Genomic DNA, 14858 nt, shown 5'->3' with positions numbered 1-14858 from the left:
CCTGCTTATTTATATTTACTCGATAGCGCAAACAGCGCATCACACTGCGGATCGCTATGTCACCCTCTGATGTCCCCATAAACTGGAAACGCAACCTTACCGTTGCCTGGCTGGGCTGTTTTTTAACCGGCGCAGCATTTAGCCTGGTCATGCCATTTTTACCCCTTTACGTCGAGAGTCTTGGCGTGACGGGTCACAGTGCCCTGAATATGTGGTCAGGGCTGGTATTCAGTATCACCTTCCTGTTTTCAGCGATTGCCTCACCTTTCTGGGGCGGACTGGCCGATCGTAAAGGCCGGAAAATCATGCTCTTACGCTCGGCGCTGGGCATGGCCATCGTCATGCTGCTGATGGGGCTGGCGCAAAATATCTGGCAATTCTTGATCCTGCGCGCCCTGCTGGGTTTGCTCGGTGGATTTATTCCTAATGCCAACGCACTGATCGCAACCCAGGTGCCACGCAATAAAAGCGGCTGGGCGTTGGGGACACTTTCCACCGGCGGCGTTAGCGGTGCTTTACTTGGGCCACTGGCGGGCGGGTTACTCGCCGATCAGTATGGTCTGCGCCCTGTATTTTTCATCACAGCCCTGGTGCTGTTGATCTGTTTTATTCTGACACTCTTTTTTATCCGTGAACGCTTCCAGCCAGTGAGCAAGAAAGAGATGCTGCACGTTCGCGAAGTCGTGACGTCGTTAAAGAATCCAAAGCTGGTGCTGAGCTTGTTTGTCACTACCCTGATAATTCAGGTTGCAACCGGCTCCATTGCGCCAATCCTGACGCTGTATGTACGGGAGCTTGCAGGTAATGTCAGCAATATCGCGTTTATCAGTGGGATGATTGCCTCTGTACCCGGTGTTGCGGCCTTAATCAGTGCACCAAAGCTCGGCAAATTGGGTGACAGGATTGGTCCGGAGAAGATCCTGATCGTTGCATTGGTTATCTCCGTACTGCTGCTGATCCCAATGTCATTCGTCCAGACGCCCTGGCAGCTAGGCGTGCTGCGCTTTTTACTGGGTGCCGCTGATGGCGCATTGCTGCCTGCCGTACAGACCTTGCTGGTGTATAACTCAACCAACCAAATCGCCGGGCGTATCTTTAGCTACAACCAGTCGTTTCGTGATATAGGCAACGTTACTGGGCCGTTAATGGGAGCTGCTATATCGGCAAATTATGGCTTCCGTGCCGTCTTCTGCGTCACCGCTGGTGTTGTGTTATTCAACGCAATCTACTCATGGAACAGTCTGCGCCGCCGCCGGGGATCTCAGGTCCTGGGATGATTTTGTGTATTCATTCTCAACGGTCCCCCTAACATATCAATTGGCTTAATATGGGGGATACGCAGAGTGAACTCAATAACGCTTAATATTATTCTAGCTGTTATAGTAAACCACTTTATTTCTCCCTGAGTTTTTCGCATCATACAGCGCAGCATCGGCATATGATACGACTTTGTCAGCAGAATAATCATCAGATTTACTACAATATACACCGATGCTGATTGTCATTTTCTCTTTCAGGCCATATATATTGGGCTCCGCTGTTTCAGTCTCAACACTTTTTCTTATTCTTTCCGCAACAAACATTGCTTCAGCTTTATCTTTACACTTAATCAGGAGCCCAAACTCTTCCCCACCAATTCTCGCAAAAATGTCTGAGTCCCTGATCGATTTATTGACAATATCAACAATGCTCTTTATAACGTGATCGCCTTCCTGATGGCCATAAGAATCATTGATGCGTTTGAATTTATCTATATCCAGTATCATTATACAAATAGCACCTTTTACTAAAGATGATTTTAGTGCCTTATAGAATAATTTTCGGTTATATATCTTAGTCATCGCATCTTTTATTGCTGAATCCGCCTCTCTCTTAAGAATAATGAACGTGTTGTACATTAATATAGATATGATACTTAAGGTGCTGATAACTTCGATTCCCCTACTGACATACCAAATATACATACTATATTCATCCAGACTCAACAGCAGAACATTCGTCAGGATTGCAGAGCAACACAGTAACGCGATGCTTTTCCATAAGATACCATGCATTTTTGTTTTCACTGACAGAGACAACAAAACCATTCCCCATGAAATAATCAGTGAATATATGTAGCCAATATGCCAGTGCACCGTTTTATTGTCAGTTTTGTGACTGGTAATTTCAATCGTAACATCAGCGTTATAACTTGATAAGTTATGCGAAAGGAATGCAATTGCCAGCATAATCAACAATGCTATAATTATGTAGCATGGTTCTCTTTCTTTAGTCTCAATAACTGTGGAAGCCGCTTTATAAGCTTTCAATGATACAAAAAGTAATGCGATAAAACTAACTTGCCTAAAATAATAGAAGATAGCGATATCATTTGTGCGTTTTTCTATCAAAACGCTATCATTAATTAAATCCTGAACGATATATATAGTTTCTATAAGATAGATATTATTACTAAGGAATGCCATTCCTAATATCATCAGGTATGTTAGATCTTTCCTGCAAAGGTATTGAAAAAGCATAAAAAGAAAAACAATGCCGTACAGAAAAAATAACCCAACGATGATTATTAAATATGTTGTTTGAGGTACACTCTGCACTTCTAACTGATACTGAGAAAGACACACACCAGCAATAAAATAGCTGACTAAGCAAGTAATGTAAAAGTTCATCAACCTGCTATTGTTTGAATTACTATTATCCATAACAGCCCTGGCAAGAATCCTATTTTGCATTTTATATATTAAGCCATTACCTTTTGCAAATTAATAATTTATCATTCTTTCAATAATGACAATCTTATTTATAACGCATGTTATTATTCATTGAATGTTATGGATGTTTTCTTATACTTTGTTATACATTAACATATTTATCACATATATAATGATTAACAATATCATTTATGGATATCTAACTTAAACAAATATCGATACTTTAAGACGTAATACTCACGCGCGTCACTTTTTGCCTTACTCTTTAATTTCAATTAGTTATAATAAAAACCTTATATAAATTATATTGTTTCATCCGCTATAAAGTATGGCTTGCAGTCTATTCAATCACCCCCTTTAAACTATGACATTCTCACTCATGGTGCTCCTGCATAACCGCTTGAGTTTAATACACTCCAACCGATTCTTAAAAACTTAAGGTTTGCTGTTCATGAAACGTATTGGCGGTAGGGTTCCCCCGTGTTTTTGTTGTTCCAGGAAGCACCACAACCGAGTGGTTATGGTAAGAAACACTCGATGCTTCAAGCCGTTGCATACCTGAAACTTCGCGATAAACGAATGCTTTGACAGTTCTCACCACACCACCTATATCTTTTTATTAAGCCAATCACCCATGCGATCAGGATGCGAATATGAATGCCTTGTACCCCACCCTTGAAGAAGCCATTGATGCAGCACGTGAAGAGTTTCTGGCTGATAATCCAGGTCTTGAATCTGACGAAGCCAGCGTCCAGCAGCTGAACGTACAAAAGTACGTGCTACAGGATGGCGATATCATGTGGCAAGCTGAGTTTTTTGCCGACGAAGATGATGGCGAAGGCGAATGTTTACCCATGCTGAGCGGTGAAGCGGCACAAAGCGTTTTTGATGGTGACTATGATGAGATTGATATTCGCCAGGAGTGGCAGGAGGAAAATACGCTCCACGAATGGGATGAGGGTGAATTTCAACTGGAGCCTCCCCTTGACACAGAGGAAGGCCAGACCGCAGCCGATGAATGGGATGAACGATAGTTACTCGTAAGGCCCATGGTGTATATCGAGCGGTAATAGCAACGTATCAAACACCAGCGAAAACGGCAGATCCAGGATGGTGACGTAACGCCACGCAGAGTCCCGGACATCCCATTGCACGCCTGGATAGTATTGATTTCCGTGTCCTTGTCCGGGGATCGTCCGGCTAATAATGCTGCCGCATCCGCTCAGAAGAAAGACCATCATTCCCACAGCCAGTATTCGCACTGGATACCTCATGACTTTTATATTCAGTATAAAAAAATACCGGCTCCAGGCCGGTATTTTTACGTTTCACACGCTTATTTTTTCCTGAGTGCCAGTGGGTTCAGGGAGATCCCCTGATAATAATTAACCCATGAAGAATACTTATCTGGTGAATTCCAGACGCGATAATGTAAACGCGCCATGGTCACCGGATCGCTCAACAGAACCAGGCGACGATCGCGATTCAGTTTCTCCGGCGTTTCATTCAGCGCCTGCTCGACATGGCGATCACGTGCGATTTCAAGCACGTTACTCGCACGATGGCGCGCGGTAGCCATTGCCGTTGCCAGCGCGTTAAACGACGGGTTAAACACAGCGTGCATGAAACCATCATCCAGCGAACGATTACGGTTCAACTCCAGATAGTTATCCGTGTCCACCAGCACCTTCGGCGGAGAATACTCTTCCGGGATCAGGAACAGTTTCCAGCGTTTGGTACGTAACCCAACCGTTGAACGACTGGAAATGACGGAAACAAACGGCGACAGGATTAGTGAAAAGACAATCGGAGCCAGCCAGAACAGGAAACGCAGATCCAGCCAGGCCATCCCTACTGCCCACACCAGGCCCAACAACAGCTGAGATCCGTGACGCATAAACGCCTCGCCCCACGGAGTGGAGTCGTCATCGCGTTGCGGCGAATTCCACACCACTTCCCATCCGAGGAAGGCACTCACCACGAAAACGGTATGGAACAGCATACGCACCGGCGCCAGCAGCACGGAGAACAGAACCTCCAGCAGCAGCGACAACGTGACGCGAATAAATCCACCGTACTCTTTCGTGCCTTTGCACCAGATAAGCAAAATACTCAGCAGCTTCGGCAGGAACAACAGCACCATCGTTGAGGCAAACAACGCGATAGCCAGCTCAGGGCGCCACTGCGGCCAGACCGGGAACAGCTGACGTGGTTGCAGGAAGTACTGCGGTTCCGTCAACGCATGGACCACCTGTAATGCGGTCGACAACGCGAGGAACATGAACCACAACGGTGCTGACAGATAGGACATCACACCGGTCAGGAACACCGCGCGATGAACCGGGTGCATCCCTTTAACCAGGAACAGACGGAAGTTCATCAGGTTACCGTGGCACCAGCGACGGTCACGCTTGAGCTCATCCAGCAGGTTCGGTGGCAGCTCTTCATATGAACCCGGCAGATCGTAGGCAATCCACACGCCCCAGCCCGCACGACGCATCAATGCCGCTTCCACGAAGTCATGGGAGAGGATCGATCCCGCAAATGAGCCTTCGCCCGGCAGCGGTGCAAGCGCACAGTGTTCAATGAACGGTTTCACACGAATAATCGCGTTATGACCCCAGTAGTGCGACTCACCCAACTGCCAGAAGTGAAGTCCGGCGGTAAACAGCGGGCCATAAACGCGGGTAGCAAACTGCTGGCAGCGCGCGTACAGGGTGTCCATACCAGACGCTTTCGGCGAAGACTGGATAATCCCGGCATTCGGGTTCGCTTCCATCAGGCGTACCAGACCGGTCAGACAGTCTCCGCTCATCACGGAATCAGCGTCCAGCACCACCATATAGCTGTACTGGTTGCCCCAGCGACGGCAGAAGTCATCAATGTTACCGCTTTTACGCTTCACACGACGACGACGACGACGGTAGAAAATCTGTCCTTCGCCCTGCACTTCGGCAATCAGCTCCATCCACGCCTTTTGTTCCGCAACGCAGATATCAGGATTGTAGCTGTCACTCAAAATGTAAACATCGAAATGCTTCGCATTCCCCGTGGCTTTAACTGACTCCCACGTAGCGCGCAGGCCCGCGAATACGCGGTCAACGTCCTCGTTACAGATAGGCATGATTAGCGCAGTGCGGTGCTCGGGATTCAGCGGCTCATCCCCTACCGTTGAGGCAGAGATACTGTACTTGTCACGCCCAATCAGCAACTGCAGGAAGCCCATCAGCGCGGTCCAGAAACCGGCTGATACCCAACAAAAAAGCACGGCAAACAGAATGAGGATACCGGTCTGCAGCACATAAGGCAGCAACTGCATAAAGGAAACCCACAGGTTCTGCCCCATCATATCTGCTGGATTAATGAACGCCCATCCCTGATAAGGAAGGATCGTCTTCATATACCAGGTCGCTACGACCGTTTGCGCCAGCGTTAAGATCAACAGCGTATAACGGCGGATCGTGCCGACGGTACGCCATTTCTGCTCACTTTCTTGTTCTTCTTTCGTCAAACGAGAAAGATAACGCGGTGTGACATCGCGCCCGCGCAGGCGATCCCAAAAACGGCCAACCGGGTTAGTACGCCAGGGATCGGGAAACATTGAAGTACGTGTCGCTTTCGGCATTGCCTGCAGCTGGTCACGCCCTTCATCATCCTTTATCAACTGATCTTTGGCCAGAGAGTCTGGCCAGGCTTGCTCAAGGCGAGCTTTTACAGAACCCTGCGGTGAATCATCTTCGCGCGAGTAAGTACGGTGCTCGGCATCCAGCGCCTGATGAACGGCACGGATGTCAGTTTTCGGCAGTGCCGCTTTTTCGATATCCGAAAGCGGCATTGCGTCAATATACTCAGTTGTCTTATTCATTGGCAGGTAACTGGTAGCTCCAGGTTTCACTCAACGGCTGATCGGCATTGGCCAACGCAGCACGCATTTCAGTGGTTTTCTTCGCATCTTTCACTTTCACGCGCAGCATCAAACGCCACCCTTTCGTAACCGGGTTGTAACGCACGGTGCTTTCCACGATTTCACCGTTGTCGCCAATGCTGGTTTGCGCGGTAATCGGGGTGTCCTGCGGCAGCTTTTTCATTTCGGTGCCGGTGAAATCCACCACAAACGCGATAGTGCCGTCAGGCTGACGAATAAGATTAGATTGTTTGACATCCCCTGTGGAACGGCGAGTCTGCTGCACCCAGGCATTTTCTGGCGCATGAAGCTTATCTTCATCGCGCGTAAACGTCAGGGTGTACTTAAAGTTCATCTCTTTACCTGCTTCCGGCAGTTGATCCGGAGTCCAGTAGGCAACGATGTTATCGTTTGTTTCGTCGTTAGTGGGGATCTCAACTAATTCAATTTTGCCTTTACCCCAGTCGCCTTTTGGCGTGATCCAGGCACTTGGGCGCAGGTCATAACGGTCGTCGATATCTTCGAAACGGGAGAACTGACGTCCACGTTGCAACAGGCCGAATCCTTGCGGGTTTTCCATCGCAAAGCTGCTCACCGCGAGATGTTTCGGGTTATTCAGCGGACGCCAAATCCACTCGCCGTTACCAGCATGGATAGACAATCCGTTTGAGTCGTGCAGTTCCGGACGATAATTTGTCGTCGGAGATGGCTGGTTCGGTCCGAACAGGAACATACTGGTTAACGGAGCTACGCCCAGCTTGCCCACTTTATCGCGCAGATAGACTTTGGACTGAACATCCACAACCGTGTCACGGCCTGGAATAATCACAAAGCGATACGCCCCGGTTGCACGCGGGGAGTCCAGCAGGGCATAAATGGTTAAACGTTTGTCAGTCGGTTTTGGACGTTCGATCCAAAACTCACGGAAGCGGGGAAACTCTTCACCAGAAGGCAGTGCGGTATCTATCGCGAGACCGCGCGCAGACAGACCATAGACCTGGCCTGCGCCAAGTACGCGGAAATAGCTGGCGCCGAGCATGCTGACGATTTCATCGTTTTTGTCTTTGCTGTTGAGCGGATACAGTACCTTAAACCCGGCGAAACCGAGATCTTTTACCGTGTCTTTATCGTGCTGCACATCGCCAAAATTAAAATAATCCGGGCTGTATTTGATTTTTTTCACCGCAGTTGCGGTAACTTCGTTGATCTTGACCGGCGTGTCGAAGTACATACCCTGGTGGTAGAATTCGAGCTTAAATGGGGTCTTGAGATTGCTCCAGTATGCTTTGTCGCGATTAAACTGGATCTGCTGATAATCCGCATATTTCATGTCGCGGAAAACGGAGGGCAAGTTACTTTTTGGCGCCTCGTAGCCTTTATCGGCTAAGGATTGAGCTTGCTTTGCAACATCATCAATACTGAACGCCCAGCTCGATGATGTATACAGCGTTAACATTACTGCTGCACCCAACCAACGCATTTTCATCATTTGTAGTTTATGTTTCATAATTAGTAAGCACTTCCCCCTTTGTGTGCTTATATTGATCCGATCCATTTTAATGGATAATCGGGTATTCCGACAACTGAATCCCTGTATTGTTCGCGTGCTGGCTCATGGTTTAAGCAGGTTCGCCTGCCTGTTTTCACTTTGAGTGCTTATCCTGGAGACAGGTTGTTGGACTTCGTGTAGGGTTGCCTTCGAATGTAACCATAATTCGTCTTAGGGATAAGACGAAAAGTCTGAGAATACGTAACTGTCTATGAGCTCTGTATCTCCACCACGTGAATATTTTCTGGATTCCATCCGTGCCTGGCTGATGTTGTTGGGGATTCCCTTCCATATCTCGCTGATCTACTCCACACATACCTGGCATGTGAACAGCGCAGAACCGTCATGGATATTGACCCTCTTTAACGATTTCATACATGCATTTCGCATGCAGGTCTTCTTTGTTATTTCGGGTTACTTTTCATACATGCTGTTTTTGCGCTACCCCTTAAAGCGGTGGTGGAAAGTGCGTGTTGAACGCGTGGGGATCCCTATGCTGACCGCCATCCCGCTACTCACACTGCCGCAATTTATCATGCTGCAATATGTGAAAGGCAAAGCCGACAGTTGGCATACTCTCAGTGGGTACGATAAATACAACGCACTGGCATGGGAGCTGATTTCTCATCTGTGGTTTTTACTCGTCCTTGTCGTTTTAACAACCGTGAGTATGTGGGTGTTTAGCCAAATGAAACACCGGTTGACGAGCCCCGATGGCGTCAGCACGTCCACGATATCGATGACAAAACTGACGTTGATCTTTTTGTTGCTTGGCGTCGGATACGCCGCCGTCAGAAGAACAATTTTTATCGTCTACCCGTCTATTCTCAGCGATGGCATGTTTAATTTTATCGTCATGCAAACGCTGTTCTATGTGCCGTTCTTTATGCTCGGCGCGCTGGCGTTTATCAATCCGCAGTTGAAAGCACTGTTCACAACGCCCTCGCGCAGCTGCACGTTAGGCGCGGCATGCGCTTTTATGGCTTATCTGCTCAATCAACGCTATGGAAACGGCGATGCCTGGATGTATGAAACCGAATACGTGATAACAATGGTGATGGGACTGTGGATGGTTAACGTCGTTTTCTCGCTCGGCCACCGTTTATTGAATTTCCAGTCAGCCCGTGTCACCTATTTTGTCAATGCATCACTGTTTATCTATCTGGTGCATCATCCGTTAACGCTGTTTTTCGGCGCCTATATCACACCGCACATTACATCAAACCTGCTGGGTTTTCTCTGTGGGCTGCTGTTTGTTGTCGGGATTGCGGTAATATTGTACGAAATCCACTTGCGGATACCGGTGCTGAAGTTCCTCTTTTCAGGGAAACCCATCGTTAAGCAGGATAAAAGCAAGGCCATTGCCGGATAGCAGGCCTGTCATTGCATGGTTCAGAGCAACCATTCAATCGGTAATACAGAGGCCAGCCTCACCAGAACCCGCTTCCAGAATCCTGTGGCGGGTTCTTTTTTCACTACCCGCTCACTGCCGCCAGGACAATCTACCCAGTTTATCCGGCCCCAGCGGTCCAGGCGCAATTGCCAGGCCACATCACGCTGGCTTTGCATAAAGCGTTTATGAATCAATGACGCCAGCACTTCACTCTCAATCACAAATCCCATTTCAGTATTGAGCAACGTTGAGCGCGGATCAAAATTAAGCGAGCCGATGAAGACTTTGCGGCCATCAATGCTGAAGGTTTTCGCATGCAGACTAGAGCCTGAATTGCCGGTCAACCCGCGATCGTGTACCACCGTACCGCGATCGCGGGTTGGTTTTAGCTCATACAGTTCTACACCATAGCGCAGCAATTTTTTCCGCCAGCGCGCATATCCTGCATGCACAATTGCCACATCATTCGCGGCCAGCGAGTTAGTTAAAATAGCAATCTTTACCCCTTTTCGGACCAGGCGCAGGAGTTGTGCGACTCCGGCACGTGTCGGCACAAAGTAAGCGGAAATAATATCAATACGCTCAGTGGGTGAGCCCATGACGTCAAACAAACGCTGCGGTAATAGCGAGTGACGCGGCGCTTTCCCCTCTCCTTTTGCCGGATCGTCACTGAGCAGGCGCGTTTTGGCCCAAATCAGCGACAGTGAACCCTGGTCAAGATGCGTCATAAACTGGCTGGTCTCCAGTTTGTGCAAATAGCGTCGGGTAATATCGTCGTTATACCAGAATTCAGGCAGTTCAATGCGTTGAGTCGTTTCTGGTTCAGACAACTCCAGGACTCTTTGTAACGTTGAAACTGACTGACATTGCCAGTATCGCTCAAAATCATCCGCGACCTCTTTCACCACTGGACCGATGGCCATCACGTCAAGATCGGAAAACAACGGTTCTTCACCCGCACCGAAATAGGCATCTCCGATATTACGCCCGCCGACCAGCGTCACTACACCGTCCGCGGTATAACTTTTATTGTGCATGCGGCGATTGAGCCGGGCGAAATCGGTTAAATACCCCAATGCGCGAAGGATGCGAAATGAAAAGGGATTAAACAGGCGGACTTCAATATTTGGATGGTTATCCAACAGACGCAGCGTGTCATCAAGGCCCGGAGTGTTGTTATCATCCAACAGCAAACGAACCCGTACCCCGCGTTTCGCCGCGGCCAGCAGAACAGAAAACAGCAGCAGCCCGGACATGTCGTTCTCCCAGATGTAATACTGCACATCCAGCGTTCGTTCCGCCATTTCTGTCAGCCGATAACGGGCTGCGAAAGCATCCAGACTGTCATCCAGTGCCAGAATGCCGCACTGGTCCGGATAGCTTGCGCACAATGGGGTAATGGCACGCTCAAGTCGCGTCATATCAGGCCGTGTTATCATCGCCTTGTTGGGTGAGTAATCTCTTGTATAACCTGGCATTTTCCTCATCAAAACACACGAAGTAGATTTGATCAGGTAGCGCACGGCGGGTGATAAATTTTTGCACCGTATTCACCGCAATCTCCGCCGCCGCTGCACGTGGATATCCGTAGGCTCCGGTGCTGATAGCCGGGAACGCAATGGATTGATAGCCATTGGCCAGTGCCAGTTGTAATGAATTGCGATAGGCCTCTTCAAGGCGTTCTGCTTCATGATGATCGCCGCCCTGCCAGACGGGCCCAACAGTGTGGATCACCGCTTTGGCGGGAAGATTTCCCGCCAGGGTGATAACCGCATGGCCGGTTGGGCATTCGCCCTGTTGCTGTAATACCTGTTTGCAGGCCTCCAACAGTGCAGGTCCAGCGACGCGATGAATCGCTCCATCAACGCCACCGCCGCCCAGCAACGAGGAGTTGGCCGCATTGACAATCACATCAACGGCGATTGTCGTAATGTCGCCCTGTAAAACATGAACACGCGATTGCATAAGTTCCCCCTGACAAAACACTCTCCGTTAAGTGTACAGCAGGGTTTTCTATGAAATCTCACTTTTTAACTATACAGGTGCATATCTACGCCAGAACGATTCATTTATATTCAATATTAAGAATTGCCAGATTTTTCTGTTCATTAAGGTACTGCATTCTCATACTGGCAATTTGCTGGAGGCTTTCAGGGGCCATCGTTATCTGTTGTGTGTTATAGCGACTACTCCGTAACTTGCCATCACGTATACATGACACTTCAATCTGCTGTTGTTGCGAGCTCACATCACAAGGCGATTCAACTATTGCGCCACGAAAATGGATAATCCCGCCAGATGTGATTTGCTGCGCCGTTGCGGGGAAGATAAAAAAAGAAGTAACACATAAACTGGTACTTAAAATACGTTTTAATAAGGTGCTCATAAGGGTTCCTCAATGATAAACCATCCTTGAGGGATCGAAGTGATCCTTCACCGCTGCGATTAACGACCAAATAAAAACGTTTTCACGTCTCTATATTCATAGAACAGCACCGCTTTCCCAGCCACACCTTTAAAGCAAATACAGCAAAAAATCATGAGCGATTGCTTGAATCAGGCCACTGCTGGGACAGATGCAATGACTGCCCATCCGAAACGGTAACGACAATGTTGACCGTATCTTCAGGTGAAATATTAAAGCTCAGTTTTGTTAATTCAATCGGCCGATTAGCAGGGATCGACAGGCTTGTTTTCTGTTGCGTTTGGCTTTGCCCCCCCGACCCTTTACGTATGGCAAGAACTTGTACCTCGCACACGCAGGGTTGCGATAATGTCACCTGCGGAATAATGGTATACATCTCACCTTGCTGGGTTGTATTAAAGGTTATTTGATTTGAAAGCACGGCAATGAGTAATAGCGTATGCATAATATGCTCCCGAAAAAAAACAGGGCTTTCGCCCTGTTTATTATCAGTTATAAAACTGAATTAGTGCTGGTTAGCTGTCGCATTGTTGCCATAACCAACCTGCTGAATCAGAACATTCGAGTCAGATGCAGTCTGATTAACCACCGCACCATTACGACCACCGAACTGAGTTACACTGATGTCAGCATTTTTTGCATTCCACTGATTGATATCAGCGCTGTTCTGGAAGCCAGTCTGTTTCAGGCTAATGGTACTGTCATCAGCACCTTGCCCGACGGTAGCACCGTTACCATGTCCGTGTTGTGTGATGGTCACGTCTGATTTACGTGCATCACTTTGCAGCGCATTCGCAACGTTACTTGACCCATATTGGTAAATACTCAATGAAGAGTCCGGGCCATAATTACTACCGCCACCATGATGATTGCCGCCCCATTGCGGAACAACACCAGCCAGAGCACTGCCAGAAACTACGATTGCTGCGAATGCTGCCACTTTTAAAAGTTTCATGGTAAACCCCCATCGGATTGATTTAAACGTCGTTTACGGATTAGCGTTGAGTAACGCGAATTGCCATTTGCGACTGTCTCTGCACCACAACTGCTGTTTTTTGTGTACCGTACTGGGTAATATTTGCTTTATTACCAGAACCTTTCTGGATAATCATCGCTGTATTACCGTAAGAACTTTGTTTAATACTCGCATCATTGGAGCTGCCCGTTTGATCAATATATGCAAAATTATATGATCCTGTCTGATCTGTTCTCGCCCGGTTACCTGAACCTTCTTGCGAAATGACCGACAATAACTTGCTGCCCTCCTGGCGAGTATTTGCACTGTTAGCAGTGCCAACCTGACCAATAATGGCTGCCTGATTAAATGAAGACTTACTTAATTCATTTACCGCAAAGTTATATTCTGAATTAGCTAAATCATAACTGGTTGCGGATGCAATCCCAGGCACACCCAGTATTGTAAACATCATAAATAACAACTTGTTTTTCATGCTGTCACCCTGGACCTGGTCGTACATGAAGTTAAATTAATTACCACTCAAATTGTTGTTAACATGACTTACATTTGTTAACGCCACGTTACGATGAAGAGTATGTCCGTTGAAACATTTTAAATAACTCACCCGCGAGTGGTATTTTGATATCCAGATTCACCCCAAAGTACTAATTAACAGTGAATAACACCGCTACAGGTATAGGTTTTATTTTTATTTCTCAATCAGAAATGAATTTCTATGCAGTCACTGAAAAAGTGCATTTTCCGCGATTTCAGGGCTTCGCAGCACCGTGTCGCGATAGTCATCGATGCAAGTCGTGACAAAGGTCAGTTTTTTCCTCTTAAAATTGTCCAACGTAAAGTGGGACAAAGAATTTAGAATTCATTAGAAATCTAAAACTCGCTAATCATTAATTAAAACCTTATAAATCAATAAATTATTATAATTTGTATGATTTTTTAAATCTATGCAGTAACGGTAAAATGTACAACTTTCCTATCAAATCTAAACTCCAATAAAACCTAAAAATCACATTTTAATATATAATTTTACATCCTGTTACATGTTTAACACTTGCTTTAAGATTTGTAATAGCTAGATTGAAATCAGTTGAAGTCCATTTGTTTTAATATTTTCCCCCCTTTGGGTCGATATTTTATTTCTACACAGCAGTGCAGCATCTGTCAGTACTTCTGGTGCCTCTATTTTAGTAGAGACAGCTGTCAGGTGTGCGACTAAAAAGTGGAGTTTCATCATGTTTAATGAAGTCCATAGCATTCATGGTCATACATTATTGTTGATCACGAAACCTTCTTTGCAGGCAACTGCATTATTACAACATTTAAAACAATCACTGGCGCTAACCGGAAAACTACATAATATTCAACGTTCTCTGGATGATATTTCCTCCAGCTGCATTGTTTTACTGGATATGATGGAGGCAGATAAAAAACTGATCCATTACTGGCAAGATAATTTGAGCAGAAAAAACAACAATATAAAGACGTTATTGTTGAATACCCCTGATGACTACCCTTATCGGGATATCGAAAACTGGCCACATATCAATGGCGTGTTTTACGCAACTGAAGACGAACAGCGTGTTGTTAGCGGCTTGCAGGGCGTCTTACGCGGTGAATGTTACTTCACGCAAAAGCTTGCCAGTTATCTGATCACGCATTCTGGAAATTATCGTTATAACAGCACGGAATCAGCGCTGCTGACACACCGTGAAAAAGAGATACTTAATAAATTGCGTATCGGCGCCTCAAATATTGAAATCGCTCGCTCACTATTTATCAGTGAAAATACGGTAAAAACACATCTTTATAATCTTTTCAAAAAGATAGCTGTCAAAAATCGTACGCAGGCGGTCTCATGGGCCAATGATAACCTCAGGCGATAAAGCCATGAAACGCT

At 46.9% G+C, this 14858-nt stretch carries 14 protein-coding genes; 4 read left to right on the top strand and 10 right to left on the bottom strand.

Annotated elements, in window-relative coordinates; genetic code table 11:
- Window positions 1–56: 56 nt before the first annotated feature.
- Window positions 57–1277, top strand: a complete 1221-nt coding sequence (gene mdtG / locus FDX03_RS06265) for a multidrug efflux MFS transporter MdtG (RefSeq protein ID WP_005129095.1) — start codon at window positions 57–59, stop codon at window positions 1275–1277.
- A 93-nt stretch (window positions 1278–1370) separates the two neighbouring features.
- On the opposite strand, the gene FDX03_RS06260 is transcribed toward mdtG, so the two are convergent.
- Window positions 1371–2702, bottom strand: coding sequence for a sensor domain-containing diguanylate cyclase (locus FDX03_RS06260; RefSeq protein WP_137345642.1), 1332 nt, complete (start codon window positions 2700–2702; stop codon window positions 1371–1373).
- Window positions 2703–3364: 662 nt separating this feature from the next.
- On the opposite strand from FDX03_RS06260, the gene FDX03_RS06255 reads away from it, so the two are divergent.
- On the top strand, window positions 3365–3745 hold the full coding sequence (locus tag FDX03_RS06255; RefSeq protein ID WP_061068133.1) for a MysB family protein: 381 nt from the start codon (window positions 3365–3367) through the stop codon (window positions 3743–3745).
- Here FDX03_RS06255 and FDX03_RS06250 read toward each other — a convergent pair whose 3' ends face one another.
- The 3 genes from FDX03_RS06250 to mdoG form a co-directional block, all read right to left on the bottom strand.
- Complete coding sequence (locus FDX03_RS06250) at window positions 3746–3973, bottom strand: YceK/YidQ family lipoprotein (protein WP_061068836.1); 228 nt, start codon at window positions 3971–3973, stop codon at window positions 3746–3748. It abuts the gene before it with no gap.
- 74 nt (window positions 3974–4047) lie between these two features.
- A complete protein-coding gene (gene mdoH, locus FDX03_RS06245) occupies window positions 4048–6576 on the bottom strand; it encodes a glucans biosynthesis glucosyltransferase MdoH (protein ID WP_115643180.1) in 2529 nt (842 codons plus the stop codon).
- The gene (gene mdoG, locus FDX03_RS06240; RefSeq protein ID WP_086523802.1) at window positions 6569–8104 is read right to left on the bottom strand and encodes a glucans biosynthesis protein MdoG; all 1536 of its coding nucleotides are present in this window, start codon (window positions 8102–8104) and stop codon (window positions 6569–6571) included. Before mdoG ends, mdoH begins: the two co-directional genes overlap by 8 nt.
- Window positions 8105–8375: 271 nt before the next feature.
- Here mdoG and mdoC point away from each other — a divergent pair, with 271 nt between their 5' ends.
- Entirely contained in the window at window positions 8376–9536 is a 1161-nt protein-coding gene (mdoC, locus tag FDX03_RS06235; RefSeq protein WP_115601799.1) for a glucans biosynthesis protein MdoC, read from the top strand.
- Between the two features lie 20 nt (window positions 9537–9556).
- Here mdoC and FDX03_RS06230 read toward each other — a convergent pair whose 3' ends face one another.
- The 6 genes from FDX03_RS06230 to csgB form a co-directional block, all read right to left on the bottom strand.
- The gene (locus tag FDX03_RS06230) at window positions 9557–11044 is read right to left on the bottom strand and encodes a phospholipase D family protein (RefSeq protein WP_137345641.1); all 1488 of its coding nucleotides are present in this window, start codon (window positions 11042–11044) and stop codon (window positions 9557–9559) included.
- The gene (ymdB, locus tag FDX03_RS06225) at window positions 10980–11522 is read right to left on the bottom strand and encodes an O-acetyl-ADP-ribose deacetylase (protein ID WP_101742051.1); all 543 of its coding nucleotides are present in this window, start codon (window positions 11520–11522) and stop codon (window positions 10980–10982) included. The genes FDX03_RS06230 and ymdB overlap by 65 nt, the downstream gene beginning before the upstream one ends.
- A gap of 100 nt (window positions 11523–11622) precedes the next feature.
- Window positions 11623–11943: a type 1 fimbrial protein gene (locus tag FDX03_RS06220; protein WP_048211209.1), complete on the bottom strand. Its 321-nt coding sequence runs from the start codon at window positions 11941–11943 to the stop codon at window positions 11623–11625.
- A 151-nt stretch (window positions 11944–12094) separates the two neighbouring features.
- Entirely contained in the window at window positions 12095–12427 is a 333-nt protein-coding gene (gene csgC / locus FDX03_RS06215) for a curli assembly chaperone CsgC (protein WP_121584806.1), read from the bottom strand.
- Window positions 12428–12487: 60 nt separating this feature from the next.
- Window positions 12488–12937, bottom strand: coding sequence for a curli major subunit CsgA (csgA, locus tag FDX03_RS06210; protein ID WP_048211207.1), 450 nt, complete (start codon window positions 12935–12937; stop codon window positions 12488–12490).
- Window positions 12938–12977: 40 nt separating this feature from the next.
- Window positions 12978–13433 carry a curli minor subunit CsgB gene (gene csgB / locus FDX03_RS06205; RefSeq protein ID WP_048211206.1) on the bottom strand — a complete coding sequence of 152 codons (456 nt, stop codon included), beginning with the start codon at window positions 13431–13433 and terminating at the stop codon, window positions 12978–12980.
- 760 nt (window positions 13434–14193) lie between these two features.
- Between csgB and csgD the strand changes: the two genes are divergently transcribed.
- Window positions 14194–14844 carry a biofilm master transcriptional regulator CsgD gene (gene csgD, locus FDX03_RS06200; protein WP_005129125.1) on the top strand — a complete coding sequence of 217 codons (651 nt, stop codon included), beginning with the start codon at window positions 14194–14196 and terminating at the stop codon, window positions 14842–14844.
- Window positions 14845–14858 lie beyond the last annotated feature (14 nt).

Origin of the sequence: Citrobacter sp. wls827 (assembly GCF_005280875.1) — a bacterium.
Lineage (GTDB): Bacteria > Pseudomonadota > Gammaproteobacteria > Enterobacterales > Enterobacteriaceae > Citrobacter > Citrobacter youngae.
The sequence above is the reverse complement of the archived record's forward strand: the minus strand, read 5'-3'. Positions and strand labels throughout refer to the sequence as shown.